We start from the raw sequence: 26,149 nt of genomic DNA, 5'->3' as shown, positions 1-26,149 counted from the left end.
TTTAAAATAAATAAAAGTTATTATTCAATCATCATTTAAATGCTTTGACTTCCAGACTTTCATAGATAATGCCTCATGCCTATTTTTTATGGGTACATAAGCACAATGGGTGTCTATTATATTCTTAATAAAAGTGCCTCAAGCAGTGAATACACTATGCTGACGCCTTTAAAAATCTCGGTAACTTATTATGATTAGTGTCTTTGACTTATTTAAAATTGGCATTGGCCCATCAAGCTCACATACGGTAGGACCGATGGTGGCTGCCAATCTGTTTTTGGCATCATTAGCTAAACAGGCAGAACTGACGTCTATTGAAAAGGTTGAGATTGAGCTATATGGTTCTTTGGCGGCGACTGGAAAGGGTCATGCCACCGATACTGCTATATTATTGGGATTGCTCGGACATACACCTAGCACTATTGATACCCGTATGACCAGCAGTTATCTGTCTCCTATTTTTTCTGAAAAAACCCTCAATGTCTCAGGAGCTCATACTGTTGCCTTTGATACAGAGCAAGACATTTACTGGTACGATGATACTGTCCTGCCCTATCATCCTAATGCAATGACCCTTCGCGCCATATTGACAGATGGTGCTCGTTATCAGCAGACCTATTACTCAGTCGGTGGTGGCTTTGTCATCAATGAAGAAGATGCGACCAATCCTGATGAAGATCATGCCAATCCAACGATTGATCGTGTTCCCTACCCTTTTAATAATGCCGCAGAACTGTTAGATCAGTGCTGTCAGCATGACTTGAGTATCAGTGATCTGGTACTGGCAAACGAATGTCATTTCCATAGTAAAGAAGACGTGTTTGCCTATTTGGACAATATTTGGGACGTGATGCAAGACTGCGTCAAACAAGGTTGTGAAAACGGTGGTATTTTACCGGGTGGTCTAGATGTTAGACGCCGTGCGAAGGATTTGTATGTGCAATTATGTGCTGAAAAAGATCAGCCTATATCAAAGACGGATAAGCTGGCAGCGATGGACTGGGTCGATTTATATGCACTCGCCGTTAACGAAGAAAACGCCAACGGCGGTAAAGTAGTCACTGCTCCTACCAATGGCGCAGCTGGTATCATTCCAGCCGTATTACATTATTATCGTGATTTTTTGCCAAATTACAGCCAAGATGGCGTACGCAAGTTTTTATTAAATGCGACTGCTATAGGTAGCTTGATTAAACAAAACGCTTCAATCTCTGGCGCAGAAGTTGGCTGTCAAGGTGAAGTTGGTTCTGCATGTGCCATGGCAGGTTCGGCATTGGCAGAGATCATGAATGGCTCACCCGCCAAATGCTTGAATGCAGCCGAAATTGGGATTGAGCATAATCTAGGTCTGACTTGTGACCCCATTGGCGGATTGGTACAAGTGCCTTGTATTGAGCGCAATGCTATGGGTGCGGTCAAAGCCATCAACGGAGCACGCCTCGCCTGTAGAGGCAATGGTCAGCACTTTGTCTCTCTAGACAAAGCGATAGAAACCATGAAACAAACGGGAGCCGATATGTCTGATAAATACAAGGAAACGGCTCGTGGTGGTCTTGCAGTCTATGCGGACAGTCGAATTCCAACCGCGACTCGTGGTGTCAGCGTTAACTATAGTCAGTGTTAATATAAGCTTTTATTTTTGACATAAAAAAGCCTCTAAAAATTAGAGGCTTTTTTGTACAAATAGCTTTTATAATCATGATTGGCTCTTACCTTCAAGCCAGTACCATATTATTCAGCAGTTTTTGATACTACTTCATTAAGAATCCAAACAGGTTGAACCACGGTAGAACCTTCAGCAGTTACAGCTTCCTGGCGTACGTCAAGGATGTAGCGATAATTTGGCTCATAAGTAAAACCTTGGATATTACCATTTAGCGTATTGTAGTTTTTCTGATGAGTCTGACGGTATTGTAAGCACTGTGATTCTACTTTGGTGCCATCGTTTGCATTCAACTCACACACAGCTTTACGCGGTGCAATCTCTACTTTAAAGCTTGGGATATTAACGACTTTAACGTTTACAGGCTCTCCTTCAACAACCATAGTACGCTCATTGTCCATACCCATAGTAGAACAGCCTGAAAGGGCAAATGTTGTCATCAATGCTGCAAGTGCTAATTTTTTCATTATTAAATCCTCAGATAATTGATATAAATGCTTTATTGCCTGTTTGAATTTATTGTTATAAACGTTTTATATTGTTTAATATACACTCAAAGCATGGCAAGTAATTTTAACGATTATTATGACGCTACCGTTGATCCAAATTTAATTAAGACTAATCAATAAATCTATTAAGATATCAACAGTATCGTCTATTGTTTGCTGAGGTTAGTATAGGATGCAGAACTGCTTTCTCTCTATAACTGGTTTGTAAAGTAACGTCAGCTTTTGCAACTGATGTTAATGAAGCGTATTAAATAACAGTATAAATTGCTAACCACTGATTTTTGAAACGTAAAAAGCCAAAGCAAAATATGCTCTGGCTTTTTAATTAGATTGAAAAAAATTATCGAATCTAAGTATTATTAACTGCGATAGTCAGCGTTAATCTTGACATAGTCATAAGACAAATCACAGGTATATACCGTATCATTGGCGTTACCGCGTGCAAGATCAATATGAATGCTAATCTCAGAGCGGCTCATGACTGCCTTGCCAGCCTCCTCCGTATAACTTGGTGCAACGCCGCCATTTTGGCAGATCATTACGTCATCTAAATATACATCGACTTGTTCTGTATCAAGATCGTCGATACCGGCATAACCAACCGCTGCTAAGATGCGACCCCAATTGGCATCGCTGGCAAAGAATGCGGTTTTTACCAATGGCGAATGGGCGACAGCGTATGCCACATCACAACACTCTTGCGTCGTTTTACCACCAGTGACTTTCACTGTCATAAACTTGGTAGCGCCTTCACCATCACGTACGATCAGTTGTGCCAGACGTATAAACACATCCGTTAAAGCGTCAAAGATAGGCTGATAATGTGGATGTGCAACGCTATCGATGACGTCTGAGCTGGCAGTCCCTGTCGCTATTAATACACAGCAGTCATTGGTCGAGGTGTCTCCATCGACAGTAATACGGTTAAAAGACTGCTCGTTGATGGCACTTAGCATCTCTTGTAGTAAGTCTGCTTTAATATTGGCATCTGTCGCCACATAGCCAAGCATGGTCGCCATATTCGGGCGTATCATACCTGAGCCTTTTGACATACCTGTGATATGGTAGCTGACGTTATCAATATCGAATTTTTGACTGGCGATCTTTGGAATCGTGTCAGTAGTACGAATACCATTGGCCGCAGCTTGCCAATTATCTGGTGCTAGATTGGTAAGGGCACTATCCAAACCAGCGACAATGGCCTCACTGTTTAGCGGCTCGCCAATCACGCCAGTAGAGAATGGCAATACAGTGCTGATATCCACCCCTGCTTTAGTCGCTAATGCCTGACAGATATCGATAGCACGACGCTTACCATCAGCGCCAGTACCAGCATTGGCATTACCAGTATTGGTGACCAAATAGCGCGGACTGGCCTTGGCAAAGTGTTCACGTAACACACGCACAGGCGCAGCACAAAAGGCATTTTTGGTTGTCACAACTGCCGCCGTAGCCGTATCAGCGATTTCAATCACAACCAAGTCGTCACGATTTTTGTAACGTACACCCGCTGCTGTAGCGCTTAATTTGATGCCTTCGATAGGATAAACCGTATTGGGTACTGCAACATTTCCGACAGCCATCATTAAATCCTTATTTTTCAATTTTTGCTATTATTTGTAGAAGCTGGTTTACTAAATATCATTTTAGTAAATGCTATTTTGTTAAATGTTAAAGTTTACTTAAATCAAATGCAGACCAAATTGGGGCATGGTCAGAGGGTTTTTCCATGCCTCGCAACTCATAACTGATACCTGCATCGACACAGGCGTCAACCAAATTAGCAGTACACAAGATATGGTCGATACGTAAGCCACGCTTAGGATCGTCATTGAAACCGCCACTGCGGTAATCAAACCAGCTATATAAGTCTGTGCTCTCCGGATAGTGCAAGCGGTAGGTGTCGGTCAGCTCGCGCGACATCAAATCGCTATACCATGCGCGCTCTTCTGGTAAAAATGACGTCTTTCTGTTTTTGAGCCAGCGTTTCGCATTGACCTCACCAATACCAATATCGATATCCTCTGGGGCGATATTCATATCTCCCATGACGATGAGTGAGCGCCCTTCTGCCTTTAGTGTGTCAATATAAGCCATCAAATCCACATAATAAGCACGCTTCATCGGAAATTTGGTCGGATGGTCTTCACTCTCTCCTTGCGGGAAATAGCCATTGAGCACATCGATCTCACGCCCTTCTAGCTCATAACGCGCGTGGATAAAACGCTTCTGCGCCTCTGCGTCTTCGCCCGGAAAGCCTTTTTGCACAAATATAGGGGCGACCTTAGACAAAAGTGCCACGCCATAATGCGCTTTTTGTCCAAAATACTCGATATGATAGCCAAGGCTTTCAATGTTTTTAAGTGGAAACTGCTCATCATGAACTTTCGTTTCTTGTAGACCCATTACATCAGGATCGATGACCTCTCGTACAGCTTCAAGCTGATGTTGGCGGGCGCGAATACCATTGATATTAAAACTGACAAAACGGGGCATAAACCATCCTATACTGATTAATTATAATACGGTGCTGATACGAATTTATGAAATACAGCGGCAAATAAACGACTATGATAGCAGACGCAGGCCAGCCTATCTGTTGCGTGGTTTTATATCTTAAGATAAAGTAGCTTTTATTATCGCATACGTCACTTCTAATACAGTCACGTTTATTAAATGACAGCTCGCAAACCACTTTATTGAGTACTATTATGACAACTACTAAAATTAAAAATACAAAAATCGTCTCAACTTCTGATAAAACAGCCTCTAACAAAACGACCACGCCGTTATTCGCCACTGATTACAACGTCTATATTAACCATACGGACGCTGGCGGTATAGTCTACCATGCCAACCATCTGGTTTTTTTTGAAAACTGTCGGCGCGACTGGTTTACTCAGCTCGGTTTAAATGGGTATTTTTTACAGACTGACAACGGTGACGTACAGCACTTTGTCGTGAGTCAAGCAGATCTGCAATATAAACGAGCCATTCTGTTGGACGAAGTCATCAATGTGCGTATCGATAAAGTAGAGCTAAAGCCTGCCAGTATTGTATTTTACCAAAGCATCCATCGTCATACACCAACTGGTGACGCTACTAATAAAGCCAATGCCAATAGCACCTTATTGAGCAGTACCAAAATTGTGATTGCTTGCGTGCAAAACCAAGTAACACCAGAGTCCATCGCTAACGATGATGATGCCATAACTCACGCTGCTCCAATGCGACCTATTCGTGTCCCAAAAAAGCTGCATGATGCTATTGAGCACGCCATCAACCAACAAATTAACAAGTAATTGTTCTGATTTACTGGTTTGTATAAGAAGAGCGCTATGCTAGAATTTAACGATCTTTGGGTACATAGCAAGCGCGCCACGGTGGTAAACCCCAATCGTGAAAATCTCTCTGCCCCAGTACCTACCTTGTCTAACACATACCGCAACTGGCTTACCAAAATAAAAAAGCCGTCTACGACGGATAACACTTTGTCTATTCATAAACGTGTCCTAATAAGCGGCATCAGTGGCAAATTATTATCAGGACAAGTGACTGTTTTGACGGGTGCCTCTGGCAGTGGTAAATCAGTCCTACTGCGGGTGCTCGCGGGTCTGTTACCAATGAGCAGTGGCGATGTCAGTTTACACAGCACAGGCGAGCCAAACAGCCACACTTCCCGTAGTATTCATGACAGTGCGCCTACAGAATGGCGCTCACAGGTGTCTCTACTCGCACAGCACCCTCAATTGATAGAAGGCCGTGTCATTGATAATTTGCAAATGCCTTATCATTTGCAAGCCCATCAGCATCGACATTTTGATATTGACTGGCATATCGCTCAACTTGCCCATCTAGAGCGCAGTGCTGACTTCTTATACCAAGAAGCTTCCCATCTATCGGGCGGTGAACGCCAGCTGGTTAACACCTTGCGGCTTTTACAATTAAACCCACAAGTATTACTATTGGATGAGCCGACCGCGGCTTTAGATAGCAGCACATCCGCCCAGTTGGTACAGTTACTCATCGACTGGTTACGGGCAGATACTTTACGTACATTGTTGTGGGTGACTCATGACACACAAGACATCATGTCGTTGGCCGATAAGCATTGGCACATGCAGGCAGGTGTATTAAGATATGTGTTTTAGTTATATGTTAACAATGCATTGCATTACTAGAATCCCAATATCCCTGTAAATTTTGAGGGCAGTCTCCCTGAATCTTGCCCTACACTTCTACCTTTATCGTAAGCCACCATGAGCGGTATGGACAATATGCAAGTATTTCTAACTTATGGCGACATTGCCCTTGCCAGTAGTCTCATTATTATTGTTCTAATCCTATCTTGGCAACTGCGCTTGCAGCTTACCAAAACTTTGTTAATCGCCGCCGTTCGTACTGTCGTCCAGCTGAGTTTTATTGGATTGATACTGGCATGGATTTTTGCACGCGAACAATGGTATGAAGTATTACTCATTTTAACCATCATGACCCTAATCGCTGGGAGCGCTGCCAAAAACCGTGTCAAACGCCATTATAAGGGCTTATGGATCGATACTCTTCTCTCGGTCAGCGCCTCTGCTATGTTGGTCACTGCGATCGCCATTATCGTGATTTTAAACGTACAACCTTGGTATACGCCGCAGTTCGTCATTCCTATATTAGGATTGATATTAGGTAACTCTTTGACGGCCATTTCATTGACGAGTAATCAGCTGATTGAAGCCTTTCATGAGCAGCAAGGACGTATTGAAATGATGCTGAGCTTATCTGCTCGACCATTTGAAGCGGTCCACGAACCAATACGTGCCGCCATTATCAACGGTATGACGCCAACTCTGAACTCTATGTTGGTTGTCGGTATTGTCAGCTTGCCCGGTATGATGACAGGTCAAATACTGGCTGGAGCCGACCCCACCCAAGCGGTTCGTTATCAGATAGTCACCATGTTTTTGATCTGTGTGAGTAGTATGCTCGGCTGCACGATAAGCGCTCTGCTTATTTATCGACGCTTTTTCAATAAGGACAAGCAGCTAATTCTTTCTTAATGAATATCATGACTGAGCCTTAGCAAACTGATTATAGGCCATCACGTAACTGATCTATTGCCCTATTCATTGTTTTTTTCAGCTTTATTTATGCACTGCTCAGTACTACATACTAGTATTGCATCTGCTTATATTCATGCTAATGTATTGCTTGAATGTATTGTTTTTTGGGTAATTTTACAGTAGGCATTACATAATTTTTACTTAAGAGAAAGCATGTTTTTACTATGGAGCCGTCTCTTTGTTCACTGTTCTTAACTTTTTTCTTTAATAGTCGCTGAGAAAAACATGCACTAAGAAAAAGTCATCAAGAAAAGTGGTGCATAGCAATGAAGCCTAGCAGCCAGTCAACAGATAAGGATGTTGTTTTTCTCAGCGGAAATGCTTTATGTCAGCGCTGAGATATTTTGTTGACACGGATATGACTGCTTTACGACAAAATCCCAACCTATTTGAATTTCAAGGACGCTGACTATGATGCCGAATAAACCTTGGCTGAACCATTACCCTAATGGTGTACCTAAAACCATCAATCCAGACAAATATAGCAGCATAATGGAGCTATACGAAGAGTGCTTTGAGCGCTTTCGTATGCACCCAATGACAATCTGCATGGGCGTCACCCATACTTATGGTGATGTTGATAAGGCATCTCTTGCTATAGCAGCATGGTTACAAGCGCAAAACCTTCCCAAAGGCAGTGTCGTCGCATTAATGATGCCAAACGTTCCTCAATACTTACCAACGATGATTGGTATTTTGCGAGCAGGCTATGTTTGTACGCCTATCAATCCTTTATACACAGGTCGTGAGCTGCGCCATCAATTAAACGATTCAGGTGCTCAAGTTATTTTTGTGGTTGATAACTTCGCACAAGCACTCGAACAAGTGGTTGATGAAACCAATATCAAACGTATTGTATTGTCGAAATTGGGCGATATGATGGGCTTAAAAGGCATGTTGGTTAACACCATCGTTCGCCAAGTCAAACGCTTGATACCTAAGTATAAGCTTGACGATCCAAAGCATGAAGTAACGAAGTTCCCTGATGTCCTCAAAAGAGGCAAAAGCTTGCCCTTTCATCCACCACAGATGAGCTTGGATCAATTAGCGATTTTGCAATATACGGGCGGTACGACAGGATTGTCTAAGGGCACCATCCTGAGTCAGCGTAATATTGTGTCTGCCGCCTTGATGGCAGAAGCATGGTATCGTCCAGTGACCTCAGAGATTAATGAAGTGTATATTAATATGGTCATGGCATTACCGCTTTATCATATCTTTGCTTTTTCGCTCAGTCTACTTGGCATGCGCTCAGGCTACACGTTTATCATGGTACCAAACCCACGCGATATGCCAGGCTTTATCAAAACACTATCAAAACAGCCGTTCCACATTTTCCCAGGCGTGAATACGCTATTCAAAGCGCTACTTGATCAACCAAATTTTAAAGACTTAAATTTTGGCCCATTAAAGATCACGCAAGCGGGCGGTATGGCGGCCACCGAACAAACAGCTGCACGCTGGCTGGATACCACTGGTTGTCCAATGATTGAAGGTTGGGGAATGACGGAAGGAGTCGCTGGTGGTACAGCGAATATTGTCACTGATCGCAAGTTTAATGGCTCTATTGGCCTACCAGTACCGAGTGTCGATATTATTCTGATCGATGAAAACGGTGAACGTGTGGGCGTCAACCAAGCAGGCGAGATGTGTATCAAAGGGCCAAACGTGACCTCAGGCTATCTTAATAGAGACAGCAATGATGACTTTACCAGTGACGGTTACTTCCGAACAGGTGATATCGCGAGTATGGATGAAAAAGGGTATTTTAAACTGCTTGATCGCAAAAAAGACATGATTTTGGTCTCAGGTTTTAACGTTTTCCCGAATGAGATTGAATCCGTCATGCTCGATTGTGATGGCATTATTGATTGCGCAGTGATTGGTATTCCTGATGAACGTCAAGGCGAAGCCGTCAAAATCTATATCGTCCCTGCTGACAATAACGTGACGAAAGAAGTCATTACTGAATTTGCACTAGATAACTTAACTGGTTACAAGTGCCCGCGTCATATCGAGTTTGTCAGTGAATTACCAAAAAGTAATGTCGGTAAAGTACTGCGTCAGAAACTACGTGAAAAGCATCATTCAGACCATTCATAATTTCAAATAAAGCACTAATGATTAAAGGCATTCTACCTCTATTGGAGAATGCCTTTTTTTGTCAGAATAACATCTCATAAATGTATTTATAATGTAAATAATTTTGGGGTAAAGATACTTTTATATAGACTGATAAGCTATTATCCATACGTTTGCTTATAATTTACTAGTAAATTTACCGTTTATCTATTTATAAATACCGTTTGTCTTATATACATAAAACCATATATTCTATATTTTAGCAATATCAATTATTAACTACAAAGTTATAAAATTTATTAATTTAATCAATTGCATTTGTGTTAATGTGTGACCAAGCTCGTCACGCCTCTTTAATCTGAATCAATAGATTGATCTATTTAATGAAAGCTGCGAGCTGATTTTATGTATCGACTATTTTTTTAGTATTAAGAGTACCAATCAGCCATTTAATCTACTTAGAGGCTTATTCTTCGTAGTTAAATAACAGTACCAAAATGAAGGCCTCAATATTTTAGCAGTCTGTGAATTAACAGGATAGCACGCGACAATCCATTGCCCTCAAAGCAATGAACGAGATTGTTGACATGGATGTGACTACTCTTTTATAGAACCTTAACTTATTGCAGTATTTAAGGACGCTAAGTATGACAGTAGATAAACCATGGCTTGAGCAGTATCCAAAAAACGTTCCCAAGACGATTAACCCAGATCAATATCAAAGCCTTATAGAGTTGTATGAAGAGTGCTTTGACCGTTTTCGTATGCACCCTATGACTGTTTGTATGGGCGTTACTCATACTTATGGTGATGTTGATAAGGCATCACTTGCAGTGGCAGCATGGTTACAAGCGCAAGGCCTATCTAAAGGTAGCGTCGTGGCTCTAATGATGCCAAACGTCCCTCAGTACTTACCGATAATGATTGGTATCTTACGCGCAGGCTATGTCTGTACACCTATTAACCCGCTATATACTGGTCGCGAGCTACGTCATCAATTAAATGACTCGGGCGCTCAAGTTATTTTTGTGGTTGATAATTTCGCGCAAGCTCTAGAGCAGGTTATTGAAGAGACAAATATTAAGCGTATTATCTTATCAAAAATGGGCGATATGATGGGCTTAAAAGGCATTTTGGTTAATACGGTTATTCGTCAGGTCAAACGCTTAGTGCCCAAATACAATCTCAATGATCCCAAATATAATGTCACCAAATTCCCTGACGTGCTCAAAAAAGGCAAAAGCCTACTTTTTACTGCACCAGTCATGAGTTTAGATCAATTGGGTATATTGCAATATACTGGCGGCACGACAGGTCTGTCTCAGGGCACAATATTAACGCAACGTAATATAGCGGCTTCTGCAATGATGGCAGAAGCTTGGTATCGACCTATTACCTCAGAGATCAATGAGGTATATATCAATATGGTCATGGCCTTGCCGCTCTATCATATTTTTGCTTTTTCACTTAGCTTACTTGGCATGCGCTCGGGCTATACTTTTATATTGGTGCCAAACCCACGCGATATGTCGGGTTTTGTCAAAACTTTATCAAAACAACCCTTTCATATTTTCCCAGGCGTGAATACCTTATTCAAAGGTCTCCTTGATCAGCCAAACTTTAAGGATTTAGATTTTGGCCCATTAAGTATTACCCAAGCCGGTGGTATGGCAGCCACTGAGCAAACCGCAGCACGTTGGTTAAAGGTGACTGGCTGTCCTATGATTGAAGGTTGGGGTATGACCGAGGGCGTCTCAGCGGGTACTGCAAACATCGTGACTGACCGCAAGTTCAATGGCTCTATTGGCTTACCAGTACCGAGTGTCGATATCATTGTCGTCGATGAAAATGGCGAGCGTGTTGGATACAACCAAGCTGGCGAGATGTGTATTAAAGGGCCAAACGTCATGTCAGGTTACTTTAATAAAGACAACTCAAACATATTTACCAATGACGGTTACTTCCGTACGGGTGATATTGTCAGTATGAATGAAAAGGGCTACTTCACTCTACTTGATCGCAAAAAAGATATGATTTTGGTGTCTGGTTTCAATGTTTTTCCAAATGAGATTGAGTCAGTCATGCTCGATTGTGATGGCATCATTGATTGTGCGGTAATTGGTATCCCAGACGAGCATCAAGGTGAAGCCGTAAAGATCTATGTGGTGCCTGTTGATAACAACGTGACAAAAGAGATCATTACAGAATTTGCGCTAGAAAACTTGACTGGCTATAAATGTCCGCGTCATATCGAATTTGTCAGTGAATTACCAAAGAGCAATGTAGGCAAAGTGCTCCGTCAAAAATTGCGTGAAAAGCATATCTCAGACGCGCTTTAGATTTTGCATCCCAAACAATCTTATTTAAATATATTTAAAAAAAGCCCTCTACATTAGAATGTAGAGGGCTTTTTCTTGTTCTATCTTATCTTTGTTTTAATTTACTTTACTAATGATCTGTAATGGCAAACGCTTCATCGCTTGACCCACAATAGACCAAGGCAGACTTGGAACGCAAGCTTCTTCTACGCCAGCTTCAATCGCGGCAACGATTGCTTTAGTGCCTTTGTCAGCGTCCACTTCAAACGGCAATGGTTTTGCATTCTCATTAATCTCGGTACGAATATAACCAGGATAAATCGTAGACACCTTAATCGGCAATTTGGTTAAGAGCATATCTGCGCGAATGCCTTCTGCTAAATGAGCCAATCCGGCTTTACTAGCACCATAGGCCGTCAAGTGCTTAGGCAATCCACGCATCGCTGACATGCTTGATATCACAACCAAATGCCCACTGTTTTGCGCTCGAAAAATATTCATTGCCGCTTCACATTGAGCCAATGCTGATATAAAGTTAATTTCAACGGTACGGCGATTGGTGTCAAAGCGACCTTTCCCAATACGGCGACTGTCGCCAATACCCGCATTGACCACTACTCGATCAATACTACCAAAATCCTTTGCAAAAGCATCAAATACTTCGAAAATTGCATCATAGTCGCTAACATCAAGCGTTTTGTACTCGACGCGTATGTTGGGGAATTCTGCCATCAGTTCCGACTGTAGACGTTCCAAACGATCGATACGGCGCGCGCAAATAGCGAGATTGTAGCCAAGCTTGGCAAAAAGTCTTGCCATTCCCTCGCCCAAACCTGAGCTCGCACCAGTAATTAATACCGTTTTGCCTCGTCCAGCCTGCTGTTTGTTTAAGTCTCTCAAATAGCGAGACGGCTGAATCGCACTATATACTTGATTTTTACTTTGATTGGCGCTTTTGACGACTAAATTGATCAACTTATTTTGCATGGACAATCCTTTTTTATCGATATTGGGTAAAGTCGATAGTCTATAATAGCGCAAATCTATAGATTGGGTTTGTCAGTTATAAAAATAAATCAAAAGCAGGCAAAAATTGTCGCTTCCAGAACTTGTATATACAGATAGCAGTCAGCCATTTACGGTGACTGCTTTTCCATTTTTTTAGTGTTTTAACTCTTCCCTACAACGTATCTTCTACCGCCAAGTGACGAAACGCTTGCCATCAGAAAACAAATGGCTATATTCGTTTAAAGACATCAAACGAGCCCCTTGCTCCTTTAGGGTAACAGACGTGACGCCTGTATTGACCAAGCTTCTATTCAATCGATAGGCTGTCTGACTGCCTTGTTTTAATAACTGCGCAGTAATAGCAGCGATCACACCACCTGAGGTGAAAACCAATACTGTACTGTCCTGATCTAAGTTCAGACTGGCAACCTTTGCACGTATTTGTTCAAGTGCTAGCTGCGCCCGCTGGTTAAACTGTGGCCAACTCTCGATATAATCTTGATCGTTGTCGCCACCATGCCAGCGCTGCATCGCCTGATCAAACAATTCAGCCAAACGCGTGCTTGGCACTTCTGACTTAGCGATTTCAGCTGCGATTGCGGCTCGACTACCAAAAGCAGGATCGGATTTAACAAAGACATCTTTATGATTAAATTCATCAAACTGTGGCAAGACGTAGCTATCAGGCTCATTTATATTAATAATAGGTGTGCCATTATTATGCCCAGCATCGATAGACGATTGATAAGACTCCCAAAAATGTCGAGCAGAATCTCGTTGCCTGACCAAACTACCCGTAAAAATAGCATCGATTCGGCGCTGCGTGGTTGCATAATGCTGACCGAGCATTTGTGCCTGAATACCACCTAATTCTGAGAGCTGATCGTAGTTTTCTTGTCCAAAAGACGCCTGACCATGGCGCGCCAGCAGTATGGTTGTCATAACATATTACCTTTCATCATGTTTTCTAAAATACCGTTTGTTATATATTTACTATTCAGTCTTCTCGCTTTGCAGATTTCTGATTAGTTTGTACAAAATAGCTTTTTGGCAAGATGCCTTTGATGACAGATTGTACAGGACTAGGTAGCTGCTCAATAGTGGCAGCATCAATACCTCTGTCTTGCAAATGAGGCTGTACATGGCTGACAAACAATGCCTCGCCTTCATATTGAGCAATCAACTTAAGACACTTAGCATGCAGGACATGCACGATAATCCAAAAGTTTTTAAAGGTGGGATTGGTCGTTTGCTTATTATAGTAACGATAGTAAATTTGCTGGACGATACCTGCTAAGCGAAACAGTCCAAACACTTCATAAAAAGTCCAATTGTCTATCTTTAATCCTGTTTGCTTAAGATAATAGGCAACCACTTCTTCACGAGTCATCATGCCTTTTAGGTGTGTTGGTTGACGACGTGACTGCTGCATGACGATATTGTCATCTTCTTCAATCCAGTAAGCCAAAGCACTACCCAAATCCATTAACGGATCGCCAAGCGTTGCCATTTCCCAATCGAGGACGCCAATCACCTTGGTTGGATCGCTCGAATCCAAAATCACATTGTCAAAGCGCCAATCATTATGAATGACACAAGTTTTGCTATCAGCCGGTGTGTGCTTACCCAGCCATTGGCTGACCAGTGCAAAGCTTGGTACGTTAGGTGTTTTTGCTTTGACATAACGCTTATCCCAGCCACTAACCTGACGCGCGCAATAACCTTCGCCCCGACCCAAATTGACCAAATCAGGATGTTCTTTATAATCTACTTGGTGCAATTCGATCAAAGCATCGATGACATTGGTACACAGTGCACGCGTTTGGGCTGTGTCTAAATCCACGCCTTTCGGTAGATTGGCACGAGGAATGATGCCTTCCATGCGTTCCATAACATAAAAATCAGCACCAATCACTTCCTCATCCGTACAAAGTGCCACCATCTTTGGCACATAAGGATAAGCATTTTTTAATGCTTCTTGCACAGTATACTCTCGCACCATATCGTGCGCTGACTTGGCTTTGGTGCCTTTTGGTGGACGACGTAAGATTAAGTCTTGGTTTTGATATTGCAGACGGTACGTCCAGTTGGATGCGCCACCTGAGAATTGGGTAACGATAGGCTCGCCTTGTATATCGATTCCTTGATTACGCAACCATGTGCTTACCGCTTCAACATCAAGTGCCTCGCCCTCACGAACATCGCCGCCTTTATCTAGTATTTGGCTGTTAATCCCAGTGGGTTGGTTTTTGTCGTCAGTAGAGCTGGCAGAGTAGTGAATTGCCATAAGATGTTCCTTATCCTGTGGTCATTTGGCGTTGTTAAGTTAATTGTTATAAAACTTGTTGTCATAAAACAGTCAAGTAATGAGAAATTCACTATCGATAATTAGATAGTAAATTTCTCAAAAAATATTATTACCTAAGAATACTAATTACCCTCGTTTGAATTACTTCTACAGAGACAAATAGCCGGCAACCAAAATAATTCGTCATAAAAATTAGGATTTTGGCGCTTTAGACGGGCGACTAAAACCCTGACGCTTTAGTTCCAACTTGGCAATCATGGTTTTGTGCACTTCATCAGGACCATCGGCTAGGCGTAGTGCTCGTGCTTGCGCAAAGAAGTTTGGTAGCATCGTATCTTGACATATACCCATACCACCATGAATCTGAATTGCCATATCGACCACTTCTTGTAGGACTGTCGGTGCGACTACTTTAATGGCAGAGATTTCAGTCAAGGCAGCTTTCGTCCCTTGGGCATCCATTTTTTGTGCAGCATATAAGGTGAGTAGTCGCGCTTGGTCAATCTTGATACGGGCATCGCTGATACGCTCAAAGTTTCCACCCAATTGAAGCAATGGCTTACCAAAGGCTGTACGCGTCATGCCGCGTTTGATTGCCAATTCCAAAGACTTTTCGGCAGCGCCAATACAGCGCATACAGTGGTGAATACGGCCTGGTCCTAGACGACCTTGGGCAATCTCAAAACCCATCCCTGGCCCGCCGATAAAGTGACTAACTGGCACGCGGACATTGTCAAAGCTGACTTCACCGTGTCCGTGCGGTGCATCGTAATCACCAAATACTTTGAGCATTCGTTCGATATTCACGCCAGCTGTTTTTGCTGGTACCAGCACCATAGAATGCTGATGATGACGGTCTTTGCTATCATCGGGCGTATAGGCCATCACAATCAAAACGTCTACAGCAGGATCACCCAAACCTGATGACCACCACTTGCTACCATTAATGATGATCTCATCACCATCAACCACAGCCGTCGCTTGCATATTGGTCGCATCACTTGATGCCACATCCGGCTCAGTCATACAAAACACAGAACGCGTTTTGCCTTCTAAAATTGGCATCATCCATTTATCTTGCTGCTCTCGTGAGCCGTAACGCCACAACAGCTCCATATTGCCGCTATCAGGTGCGTTACAGTTGAACACGTAAGGCGCAAGCAAACTACGACCTGTCAATTCTGCAATTGGCGCATAATCAGTGACTGAAAGCCCAGCACCTAAAGTGTCATCAGGCAAAAACAGATTCCACAGTCCAGCTTCGCGCGCTTGTTTACGCAGGCTCTCGTATTTTTCTGGCCATTGCCAGTTTTTCCAATTGCCATCGGGATTTTGCTCGTGGCAATCTTGCCAAAACTGCGCTTCAATGGGCTCAATCTGCGTCTCGATGAACGCTTTAACCTTTGCATGCATGGCTTGACCATGTTCTGTGGCGGTAAACATCAATGTACTGTTAGACATAAATGACATCCTTTTCGTTAATTGATTATCGTAATCAAATTTCCATAAAAATTTTATAGTGCACGTACGTATACTGTCTTTTGTATCCTACATTTATAACACAGCGATTATGAATAAACAGCAAAAAGGCGCGACCCATTAGGACACGCCTTTTACAAAATACAAACAATGCTTGAGCAAATCCTAAAGCATTTAATCATTGCGCTATGAAAAGCATCATAGCTTTTACTAAGCTTACTGCTCTACTATAAAAACAGCTATAACTACTTATCTTATTTTAAGTGGTTATTTAAGAATGTTTAAGCGACTGTTTAAGTCAAAACGAGCCAACGCGTCTGGTAATTTATCAACTGCCATACTTAGTGTCGCTTCTGCCGCTTGCAACAATCCTAGCTTTTCTGCAAGCGTTGGTTTCTGGCGTGAATGTAGGGCATATACTTCGCTGTCTTCCATACGCGCCAAAATATAACTGTCAGACGTTTGTAAGCTGTCAATCAAATTAAGCTTTAGTGCATCTTCGCCATACCAATGCTCACCAGTGGCAACTTTAGCAACCTCGAGCGATGGGCGATAAGTAGTTACAAAATGTTTAAATAACTCGTGTGTCTGCTCAAGCTCTTCTTGATACTTAGCACGATCTTCATCATCGTTTTCGCCAAATACCGTGACGGTGCGCTTATAATCACCAGCGGTAAACATCTCATAATCTACGTCATGATTTTTGAGCCATTTATGGAAGTTTGGCAATTGTGATACCACACCGATTGAGCCAATAATGGCAAAAGGCGCAGCCACGATACTGTCTGCGACACACGCCATCATATAGCCGCCGCTCGCTGCGACCTTATCCACACACACGGTCAATTTCAAACCCGCGTCTTTTAAACGCGCCAATTGCGCCGCTGCCAATCCGTAGCCATGTACTAAGCCGCCACCTGACTCAAGGCGTATGACGACTTCATCACCTTTATTTGCTGCACTAATAAGTGTGCTAATTTCTTCACGTAAGTGCTTAACTGCTGTCGCCTTAATATCACCATCGAAGTCTAAGACAAAAACTTGGGTTTTATTGTCAGTCTCTTTTTTCTTATTTTTAGATTTGGCTTTTAGAGCTTGTTTGGCCTTTTTAGCCATTGTTTTTTTGAATTGCTTAAGCGCGTCTTTGCCTTGCGTCGCTTCCATCAAGTCTTCACGGCGCTGCTTTTGCGCTTCATTGAGATGCAGTATTTTGAGTTCAATAGGGTTTTTGGTCGAATGAAATAGCATGATTACAATTCCTAAAATCGGTAGATGGGGCAATAAATATATAAATAAGGCTGTTTTTATTAGCGTGCCGTTGATATGCGCACATATGGCTACATTTTCAAGCAGAATGACAATATTTAACCCAGTGCAAATGTTACTGGATAAGTACGCCTGATACCAAGACAGTTCGACATTTTGATTGAACTCAGCTGGTTGTATAACAAAGGCAGATTAGGCATAATATGCGTTTATATCAAATCTTCTGTAGCCAACGTGATGACCTTTTGTCTGAATCGCGTTGTTTGTGCTTTTTTTTGCAAATAGCTTGAATCGCACAGCAACGGCTGCATTATTGTACTTTGAATTGGGCTGATAACTGGATAACTATATTATGACGCATAGCGAATACCGAGACGAATATTGCGGAGCCGTAACCGAAAGCTTACTTGAGCAAACCATTAGTATCGTAGGCTGGGTACATCGTCGTCGCGATCATGGCGGCGTGATTTTTTTAGACATGCGTGACCGCGCTGGTATCTTGCAGGTAGTCGTTGATCCTGATACGCCAGAAGCCTTTGCTACTGCTGATGCAGTACGTCCTGAATATGTGCTAAAAATCACTGGCCGCGTACGTCGCCGTTATGAAGGCACTGAAAATAATACGATGACCAGTGGTCAGATTGAGCTATTGGGCAAAGAGATTGAAGTACTGGCTAAGTCTGAAACCCCGCCATTTCCATTAAATGATGAAAAGACGACCGTATCAGAAGACTTGCGTCTTAAGTATCGCTATCTGGATATGCGTCGTCCGCAAATGCAGGAGCGTATGGTTTTCCGTGCCAAAGCCACCTCAGCGATTCGTCGTTACTTAGATGATCACGGCTTCTTAGACGTTGAAACGCCTATTTTGACTCGTGCAACCCCTGAAGGCGCGCGCGATTATCTGGTACCATCACGTACTCGCCCAGGTAACTTCTTTGCACTACCCCAGTCACCACAGCTATTTAAGCAGTTATTGATGGTGTCGGGCTTTGACCGTTATTATCAAATCGCCAAATGTTTCCGCGATGAAGACTTACGTGCCGATCGTCAGCCTGAATTTACTCAGGTAGATATTGAGACTTCTTTCTTAAATGAAGAAGAAATCATGAACATCAACGAAGGTCTGATTAAGCATTTGTTTAAGACGATGATGGACGTTGAGTTTGAACAATTTCCACGTATGACTTATGCCGAAGCGATGCGTGATTATGCTTCAGACAAGCCTGATTTACGTATTCCGTTGAAACTGATCGACGTTGCAGACTTGATGAAAGATGTTGATTTCAAAGTATTTGCAGGTCCTGCTAATGATCCTAAAGGTCGTGTGGCTGCTTTACGCATTCCTGGCGGTGCTTCGTTAAGTCGTAAGCAAATCGATGAATACACTAAGTTCGTTGGTATCTATGGCGCTCGCGGTTTGGCTTATATCAAAGTCAATGACGCAAGCAAAATCAACAATGGTGTTGACCAAGAATCTGGCCTACAGTCTCCTATCATCAAAAATATGACTGATGATGTACTTGTTAGTCTGATTAAACGTACTGCGGCAGAAGATGGCGACATTATCTTCTTTGGTGCTGATAAAGCCAGTGTGGTAAACGATGCAATCGGTGCCCTACGTCAAAAAATCGGTCTAGATCTTGAAATGACCACTTGCCAGTGGGCGCCACTTTGGGTAACTGACTTTCCAATGTTTGAACAAACTGATGACGGTCGCTGGACGTCAATGCACCATCCGTTCACCAAGCCTAAAGGCTCAGTTGAAGAGTTGAAAAACAATCCAGAATCTGCCCTTTCTATCGCTTATGATATGGTGTTGAACGGTACTGAGATTGGCGGCGGCAGCTTACGTATCAATACTTTTGATATGCAGCAAGCTGTACTTGATGCTCTAGGTATTGACGAGCAGGAGGCTGAAGACAAGTTTGGTTTCTTACTTGATGCCTTGAAATTTGGTGCACCGCCGCATGGTGGTTTGGCTTTTGGTTTAGATCGTTTGATTATGTTGATGGTAGGCGCAGACTCTATTCGTGATGTCATCGCCTTCCCAAAAACCAAAACGGCTGAATGCCCACTAACTCAAGCACCAGCTGAAGTGGATAGCAAGCAATTACGTGATCTTGGTATTCGTGTGCGTGAAAAAGTACAAGCTGATGCCAACAAACCCACCTAATAAATGATTTGATATGTCTTTTTATTTTTCACAGTATCTTTTACGTGATTCATCGCCGTGTGGAGGGTTATGAATCCGTATCATATTTTCAAATACGTGCCCTTGTCTGTGCTACAGATATTGGCACGTTTTGTCGCTTGGATAATCATTAAAATACCAAGTTTGAGTATCATGCGTACTATTAGCACCAATATGGCACTGGTTGCCCCCACCTTATCTGATATTCAAAAAAAATCGTTGACCAAAGATATTGTTTATCATCAATGCCTAACCAGTATCGAATCCATCAAAAGCTGGGCGATGCCTCCTAAGTGGAGTATTGCTCAAATCTGTGACGTCCATGATAAAGACATTTTATTAGAAGGCCTTGCCAGTCCTAACGGTATGCTCGCAATCGTACCGCATCTTGGTACGTGGGAGATGATGAACGCATGGCTGAATCAATTTGGTTCGCCAACCATCATGTACAAGCCTGTCAAAGGTGATTTGACTAATGACTTTGTGCTCAAGGGTCGTGCGCGGCTCAATGCCACGTTGGTTCCTACTGATGGCAGTGGCGTCAAAGCTATATTCAAAACACTAAAGCAAGGCGGTTTTAGCATCGTATTGCCTGATCATGTGCCTGACCCTTCAGGTGGCGTAGTAGTCCCTTTTTTCGGGATTAACACCTTAACCAGCACACTGGCCTCAAAACTTGCGAGCAAAACCAAATGTGCACTGGTCGGTTTGTCTTGTATTCGCCGTGACGATGGTCGCGGTTTTGACATCTATTGCTATAAACTCGATGATCCTGCCCTTTATGACCGTAATGCCGAAACTGCGGCTTATGCTCTTAATCAAGCAATGCAACGAATGATTGAAGATGAGTGCAGTCACTATATGTGGGGATACCGACGTTTTAAGCACGTTCCAACATTGGGTAATCCTTACAATGCGGAAAAATCTGAGCTAGCAGCATTCGTTCAGGCAAATCACGCAAGCATCACCGCAGATGCATATAAGAATACTCATCACATAAACAACTAAAAACTAGATAGGTAGTATCAAGGACTTTAATATTACAAACACATTTGTACGTAATGGCTGTGCTAGCATCATGGAAGATTTTTAGTCTTTTTAGCATGTAAATCCTTTATTTTATTTATTTTTCTATTTTTATATGAGTATATTATGGCAGCGGATACAACGACTTGCGCATCGACAGACCAAACACAAATAGACCGTGACGTCTCTGAACAGCGTTACGTCATTTGTATGAAATGGGGAGATAAATACGGTTGTGAATACGTTAACCGTCTTTATAATATGGTCAGTCGCCATCTTACCTTAGATTTTCAGATGGTTTGCCTAACTGATGACAGCACTGGCATTGACCCTGCTATTACTTGTTATCCTATACCTGAAATGGACTTACCAGCGGGTCCCGAACGTGGCTGGAAAAAACTCACTACCTTTAAGCCTGAGCTTTATGATCTCAAAGGTGTTGCGTTATTTTTGGACATTGACATTGTCATCGTTGATAATATCGATGCTTTCTTTACCTATAAAGCTGAACACGAAGACAGCGTTGTCATCATTCGTGACTGGAAAAAACCGTGGCGCATGATCGGCAATAGCTCTGTATATCGCTTTAACATTGGTATGCATACCTACCCTGACTTGTTAGCAAACTTTGAGCGTAACTTTGACACTATTCGTCAGCAAGTTCGCCATGAACAGGCGTATCTGTCTAATTACTTGCGTGAGCACCATAATCTAGAGTATTGGGATAAAGACTGGTGTGTCAGCTTTAAGTATCAGTGTATGGCGCCTATTCCTTTTAACCTAGTACGCGCACCGACTCTACCTAATGGTGCAAAAATTGTCGTCTTCCATGGTGAAATCAATCCACCAGATGCCATTAATGGCGGTGGCGGTAAATGGTATCGTCATGCAAAAGCCAGTCCTTGGCTAAAAGAGCATTGGCAGTAAGCTTTTGAATATTTTATTTATTAGAAAACTCTTTTTTTAAGAAACCATAGTAGGTTAGATTACCCAAGATATCTTTTTCCTTAAATTTTTCATGTAAGCTAAGTTTATGTAAGGAAGCTTGTTCTATAATATGTTCATACTTCTCTTTTTTAAATTTATTATTCATTTCAGTCTGTAGTAAATGCGGTAGCGTATCATCCTCTACTGGAAAACTAAAATTAATTATATTCATATTTTTCAGTTCATTAACCATTACTTGAAAGAAAAAATAATAGTCTATTTTATTTTCAGTTTTCCAATAATAGAGTAGCAAGTCAGTCAAAGTTTTTGCAACTAATGAGTTTGGCTTAGAAAAAATAATACTATTAAGGTGTTTTACTTTGAACTCATCACGCCAATTGAAATAAAAATGTGTATCATTTTTTCCCCAATTTTTGTTAAGCGAGTTAGGATCACGGCTATACATAAAAAAGTCAGAGCTTGTATATTCTTTAGGTAGTCTATCTGTCAATAAAATTGAGGCATCTAGCCAAACTCCTCCATAAACAGACAACAATGCAATACGAAGCAAATCAGAAAAAAACACTCGACTAAACACGTCGTTTTTACGTTTTTCATTAACAAAATCTGGAAGCTTTATATATTCATTCAAGTTATCATCAGTAATTCTGATAACCCTATAATCATGCGCATGGTTATCTACTGAAGCAAAACATATTTCAACCATCTCGGGCAAATCCTCTAACCCTTGTCCCCAATATTGCCAAATTATTCTCTTTCCTACCAGTTCCTCATTGACTGGCAAAATATCATACTTCTGGATTTTTTTATCAGCGTATTGATTAATAACTGTTATCCAGTAAGAAGCTACTTTTTCTTGCTTAATTTTATCATCATACTGATAATTCCAGCGCTTCCTTATACTTCTAGGCACAAGACCATTATAGAATATTTTAAAAGGCTTATTACTGATAACCTCAAAAATCTTTTCCATGTACTATACACCTATCAAAATATTATTTAATTTGGATTTTTTAATATTAAGGATAATTTTTTTATGCATTGGGAGCTCTTTAATCGCAATCAGATAAAGATCTGAAAAATAGCTATTGTATTTATCATAAGTGTCTTTTAATAAATTTTCCTGATTATTTTTAGCTATTTTACTTAACAACCCCACATAACGCTTATATACCTTATATAATAAGTAATAGTACTCATCCTTTTTTTCAGATCTCTGATAATTATCAACGCGATAAGTAAAGGCAAATAGATAATCATCTACATATTTTTTGTCGAAGTTTTTTGAGATAGAGCCTTCACGCTCTCTATACTTTATTACAGGCTGTTTTAAATAGCTATATTGGAAGTTTTTTAATGAGACATCAGTCATATATAGGATATCTTCAAAATTTAATCCTTCTTTAAATCTTATATCTTGTATCAACTGTCTTCTAAAAACCTTATTCCAAACGTGATTACTGTTATTTTCAATAATATTGTTTAAGAAACTATTATTTTTATTAGTAAAATTCTGGCAAGCCTTACCTATGAAAGCTTTTTTTTCTACTTCTTTCTCTTTTCGTAATGATACATAATCCGCACACAATACATCTGAATTTAGTTTTTCTAATTGAGACATAACTGATAAATATGCGTTTTCATACATGAGATCATCAGAATCAATGAACCATACATAGTCCGCCTGAGCCATATCGAAAAGCGCATTACGTGTGGCGGATAAACCTCTATTATGAGGTGCATCAAAGATTTGCACTTGAGGATGATTTTCGAAAATTCTGATGACTTCTGCGCTATTGTCTGTTGAAGCATCATTCATTATTAATAAAGTTGCTCTAGTATCGATTTGCTCTAGTACCGATTTTATGCATTCTTCTACATATTCTGCTACATTGTAAACAGGTATTAAAATAACAATTGTTATGTCGTCTCTATTCATATAACACTCACACTAAAACTTTATGATAATTAATGGCTCGTTAATAAATCCTGAAAGAGTTGGTAATAAGCCTGCGTCACTTTTTGCTGATTGTAATATGCTAACACCTTTTCCCTAGCAGACAGAGCAAGTGATTGATAATCGACAGGTTTAGACAATATGGTCTCAATGATATCCGCCAAGGCAGTAGCATCGCCAATCGGAAACAAAAAGCCATCTCTTTGATCTTCGATCAGCTCCTCTACACCAATGGCTCGACTGCCAATCACCACACAAGCACTTGCCATCGCTTCTAATACTGCAAGGTTCAACCCCTCGAACCGGCTCGACATCACAAAAACCTTGTGCTGCGATAATAGTGTATCAACCTCACGGCTATATTCAATAAAGTTAACTTGGCTTTGTAGTCCATAGCGCTCAACAAGACTATTTACTTGCTGTTTATATTGTTTGCGCCCGTCTCCAACCAAAGTCAAGCTTGGTGCAAACCCTCTTTGCTTTAGCTGATGCAGCGCCTCAATCAAAGTCACATGGTCTTTGCTTTTAGCATAACGACCAACCATGATTAAATCTTTTGGTCTATCAAGTATAGCTACGGGATTGATACCACCAAATCGTTCAGTATCAATTCCATTAGGGATGGCTTGTATAGGAGCCTCAAGATGCTGCTCGGTCAATACCTGCGCCACACCTTTTGATACGGCAACGACTTTGTCTGTGTGCTTACTTAATTTACGTGTCTGGTAAAGCTTCCAAGGTGTATAACGCTCTTTAGAATTGTGCTCGACTTGTATTAAAATCGGTACTTTTGCAAGCAATCCTGCCTGTCGTCCCAATAAGTGTTCTGGAAACCCATGAGCAACTAAGATATCTGGCTGCCACTTCTGACATATCTTTTTCAATTCTCGTACGGTCGCTATATGCGTACTGCCAGTAACCAACTCATAGTTGATATTTTTATCATCAAGCTCTGATAGCTTTTCTAATGTCGTGGTTTTTTTGCGGCGCATCACTAATAGATTGTCAACATGGGCTATTTTATTGTGAGAGGCAATTAAATCAACAGCAACTTTGGTTGCACCCGAAAAACCACCTGTCACGAAATGCAATACTTTCAATGATTTCACCACTGTTATGAGTTAAGTAGACAACTAACATGCAAAGGAGTCACAGCTTGCCAGTTTAGCTCTGTCTTAGCAAGACTTGGATTTGCCCAAAATTTAGACAGATCTCCCTCACGCCTTGGCATAACGCGCTGATTGATAGTCACCGAATTCGCGGCTTCAAACGCTGCAACCAATTCTAAAACAGTGGTTCCTGTTCCTGTCCCCAAGTTGAATATATGGAACCCTTTTTTGTTTAGATAACTGAGGGCAGCGAGGTGGCCTTGTACTAAGTCCATAACATAAATATAGTCCCGCTCACCTGTACCATCTCGAGTATCATAATCATCACCAAAGACTTGTAAATAAGGTAAGTTTCCCTGAGCCACTTTAACTATATATGGCATCAAGTTATTAGGGATGTCCTTAGGGTTCTCACCAATTAGACCAGAAGGATGTGCGCCAATTGGGTTAAAGTAGCGCAGCGTAACTGCTGCAAAATCCTTATCAGCTTGACAGACATCTTGCAGTACATTCTCTACATGTAGCTTGGTATGACCATAAGGATTGATAGGAATGGTTGGGTGCTTCTCATCGTAGGGTAAATACTGAGGCTCACCATATACAGTGGCCGATGATGAAAAAACAATCTTTTGTATACAGTGTTCCTGCATAGCTTCTAATAAGACTAAGCTGCCATATACGTTATTATCGTAGTAGCGCATCGGACTTACAACAGATTCTGCCACCGCTTTTAAACCAGCAAAATGTATGACAGTATCTATTTGATATTGTTTAAATATACGCTCTAACAACGATTTGTTTCTTATGTCCCCTTCAATAAATTGAAAGTGAGATTGAGCGATGGTCTCTATGTGTTGTTGTGTGTGGGCATGACTATTTGATAAGTTGTCTATAACCACAACATCATATCCTGATTGTAACGCCACTATCACAAAATGACTGCCAATGTACCCAAGCCCACCCGTTACTAATAACATAGATTTCCTATTTAATTTATATAATTAAAACAATTAGATTTCACAAAACTATTTATTCGCAATCATATATATAAATGACTACAATGCGCACTATTAAAAATCCTTGTTTATATTAAATATTTCAGTGCTTCTATAATACAATACTTATAATACCTACGCGAGTAAATCCATGCATACTTCTACTGACAGCC

Annotated in this window: 21 protein-coding genes; 9 read left to right on the top strand and 12 right to left on the bottom strand. The window is 41.4% G+C overall.

Annotated features, from left to right (window positions below; all coding sequences use genetic code 11):
* Positions 1-190: 190 nt before the first annotated feature.
* Positions 191-1,624 carry an L-serine ammonia-lyase gene (locus ACT3TH_RS09455; protein ID WP_444755601.1) on the top strand — a complete coding sequence of 478 codons (1,434 nt, stop codon included), beginning with the start codon at positions 191-193 and terminating at the stop codon, positions 1,622-1,624.
* Between the two features lie 107 nt (positions 1,625-1,731).
* On the opposite strand, the gene ACT3TH_RS09450 is transcribed toward ACT3TH_RS09455, so the two are convergent.
* The 3 genes from ACT3TH_RS09450 to xthA form a co-directional block, all read right to left on the bottom strand.
* Positions 1,732-2,130: a DUF4377 domain-containing protein gene (locus ACT3TH_RS09450; RefSeq protein ID WP_444755600.1), complete on the bottom strand. Its 399-nt coding sequence runs from the start codon at positions 2,128-2,130 to the stop codon at positions 1,732-1,734.
* Between the two features lie 401 nt (positions 2,131-2,531).
* On the bottom strand, positions 2,532-3,755 hold the full coding sequence (argJ, locus tag ACT3TH_RS09445) for a bifunctional glutamate N-acetyltransferase/amino-acid acetyltransferase ArgJ (RefSeq protein WP_444755599.1): 1,224 nt from the start codon (positions 3,753-3,755) through the stop codon (positions 2,532-2,534).
* An 88-nt stretch (positions 3,756-3,843) separates the two neighbouring features.
* Positions 3,844-4,668, bottom strand: coding sequence for an exodeoxyribonuclease III (gene xthA / locus ACT3TH_RS09440; RefSeq protein WP_444755598.1), 825 nt, complete (start codon positions 4,666-4,668; stop codon positions 3,844-3,846).
* Positions 4,669-4,883: 215 nt separating this feature from the next.
* Between xthA and ACT3TH_RS09435 the strand changes: the two genes are divergently transcribed.
* The 5 genes from ACT3TH_RS09435 to ACT3TH_RS09415 all read left to right on the top strand — a co-directional run bounded on the left by ACT3TH_RS09435 (position 4,884) and on the right by ACT3TH_RS09415 (position 11,707).
* Positions 4,884-5,474 (top strand): hotdog domain-containing protein, encoded by a 591-nt coding sequence (locus ACT3TH_RS09435; protein ID WP_444755597.1) that lies wholly within the window; start codon positions 4,884-4,886, stop codon positions 5,472-5,474.
* Positions 5,475-5,510: 36 nt separating this feature from the next.
* On the top strand, positions 5,511-6,323 hold the full coding sequence (locus tag ACT3TH_RS09430) for an ABC transporter ATP-binding protein (protein ID WP_444755596.1): 813 nt from the start codon (positions 5,511-5,513) through the stop codon (positions 6,321-6,323).
* Positions 6,324-6,449: 126 nt separating this feature from the next.
* The gene (locus ACT3TH_RS09425) at positions 6,450-7,223 is read left to right on the top strand and encodes an ABC transporter permease (protein ID WP_444755595.1); all 774 of its coding nucleotides are present in this window, start codon (positions 6,450-6,452) and stop codon (positions 7,221-7,223) included.
* Positions 7,224-7,697: 474 nt separating this feature from the next.
* The gene (locus tag ACT3TH_RS09420; RefSeq protein ID WP_444755594.1) at positions 7,698-9,389 is read left to right on the top strand and encodes an AMP-binding protein; all 1,692 of its coding nucleotides are present in this window, start codon (positions 7,698-7,700) and stop codon (positions 9,387-9,389) included.
* Positions 9,390-10,015: 626 nt separating this feature from the next.
* On the top strand, positions 10,016-11,707 hold the full coding sequence (locus ACT3TH_RS09415; RefSeq protein ID WP_444755593.1) for an AMP-binding protein: 1,692 nt from the start codon (positions 10,016-10,018) through the stop codon (positions 11,705-11,707).
* 96 nt (positions 11,708-11,803) lie between these two features.
* Here the strand turns inward: ACT3TH_RS09415 and ACT3TH_RS09410 are convergent, their stop codons facing one another.
* The 5 genes from ACT3TH_RS09410 to sohB form a co-directional block, all read right to left on the bottom strand.
* Positions 11,804-12,673 (bottom strand): SDR family oxidoreductase, encoded by an 870-nt coding sequence (locus tag ACT3TH_RS09410; RefSeq protein WP_444755592.1) that lies wholly within the window; start codon positions 12,671-12,673, stop codon positions 11,804-11,806.
* 207 nt (positions 12,674-12,880) lie between these two features.
* The gene (locus ACT3TH_RS09405) at positions 12,881-13,636 is read right to left on the bottom strand and encodes a histidine phosphatase family protein (protein WP_444755591.1); all 756 of its coding nucleotides are present in this window, start codon (positions 13,634-13,636) and stop codon (positions 12,881-12,883) included.
* Positions 13,637-13,691: 55 nt separating this feature from the next.
* Positions 13,692-14,981 carry a phosphotransferase family protein gene (locus ACT3TH_RS09400; RefSeq protein WP_444755590.1) on the bottom strand — a complete coding sequence of 430 codons (1,290 nt, stop codon included), beginning with the start codon at positions 14,979-14,981 and terminating at the stop codon, positions 13,692-13,694.
* A gap of 213 nt (positions 14,982-15,194) precedes the next feature.
* A complete protein-coding gene (locus ACT3TH_RS09395; RefSeq protein WP_444755694.1) occupies positions 15,195-16,445 on the bottom strand; it encodes an acyl-CoA dehydrogenase family protein in 1,251 nt (416 codons plus the stop codon).
* Between the two features lie 303 nt (positions 16,446-16,748).
* Positions 16,749-17,738 (bottom strand): protease SohB, encoded by a 990-nt coding sequence (gene sohB, locus ACT3TH_RS09390; protein ID WP_444755693.1) that lies wholly within the window; start codon positions 17,736-17,738, stop codon positions 16,749-16,751.
* A gap of 361 nt (positions 17,739-18,099) precedes the next feature.
* Here sohB and aspS point away from each other — a divergent pair, with 361 nt between their 5' ends.
* From aspS to ACT3TH_RS09375, 3 genes are all read left to right on the top strand, one after another.
* On the top strand, positions 18,100-19,923 hold the full coding sequence (gene aspS / locus ACT3TH_RS09385) for an aspartate--tRNA ligase (RefSeq protein ID WP_444755589.1): 1,824 nt from the start codon (positions 18,100-18,102) through the stop codon (positions 19,921-19,923).
* A gap of 69 nt (positions 19,924-19,992) precedes the next feature.
* Positions 19,993-20,949, top strand: coding sequence for a lysophospholipid acyltransferase family protein (locus ACT3TH_RS09380; RefSeq protein ID WP_444755588.1), 957 nt, complete (start codon positions 19,993-19,995; stop codon positions 20,947-20,949).
* Between the two features lie 228 nt (positions 20,950-21,177).
* Positions 21,178-21,894: a glycosyltransferase gene (locus ACT3TH_RS09375; protein WP_444755692.1), complete on the top strand. Its 717-nt coding sequence runs from the start codon at positions 21,178-21,180 to the stop codon at positions 21,892-21,894.
* Between the two features lie 13 nt (positions 21,895-21,907).
* On the opposite strand, the gene ACT3TH_RS09370 is transcribed toward ACT3TH_RS09375, so the two are convergent.
* The 4 genes from ACT3TH_RS09370 to galE are packed head-to-tail and all read right to left on the bottom strand — an operon-like array spanning position 21,908 to position 25,958.
* A complete protein-coding gene (locus ACT3TH_RS09370; RefSeq protein WP_444755587.1) occupies positions 21,908-22,888 on the bottom strand; it encodes a capsular polysaccharide synthesis protein in 981 nt (326 codons plus the stop codon).
* A gap of 3 nt (positions 22,889-22,891) precedes the next feature.
* Positions 22,892-23,854, bottom strand: a complete 963-nt coding sequence (locus ACT3TH_RS09365) for a glycosyltransferase family 2 protein (protein ID WP_444755586.1) — start codon at positions 23,852-23,854, stop codon at positions 22,892-22,894.
* 29 nt (positions 23,855-23,883) lie between these two features.
* Positions 23,884-24,972, bottom strand: a complete 1,089-nt coding sequence (locus ACT3TH_RS09360; protein WP_444755585.1) for a glycosyltransferase family 4 protein — start codon at positions 24,970-24,972, stop codon at positions 23,884-23,886.
* Positions 24,973-24,986: 14 nt separating this feature from the next.
* A complete protein-coding gene (galE, locus tag ACT3TH_RS09355; RefSeq protein WP_444755584.1) occupies positions 24,987-25,958 on the bottom strand; it encodes a UDP-glucose 4-epimerase GalE in 972 nt (323 codons plus the stop codon).
* Positions 25,959-26,149: the final 191 nt, after the last annotated feature.

This window comes from Psychrobacter sp. AOP22-C1-C5 (assembly GCF_052378885.1).
GTDB lineage: Bacteria > Pseudomonadota > Gammaproteobacteria > Pseudomonadales > Moraxellaceae > Psychrobacter.
The sequence above is the reverse complement of the archived record's forward strand: the minus strand, read 5'-3'. Positions and strand labels throughout refer to the sequence as shown.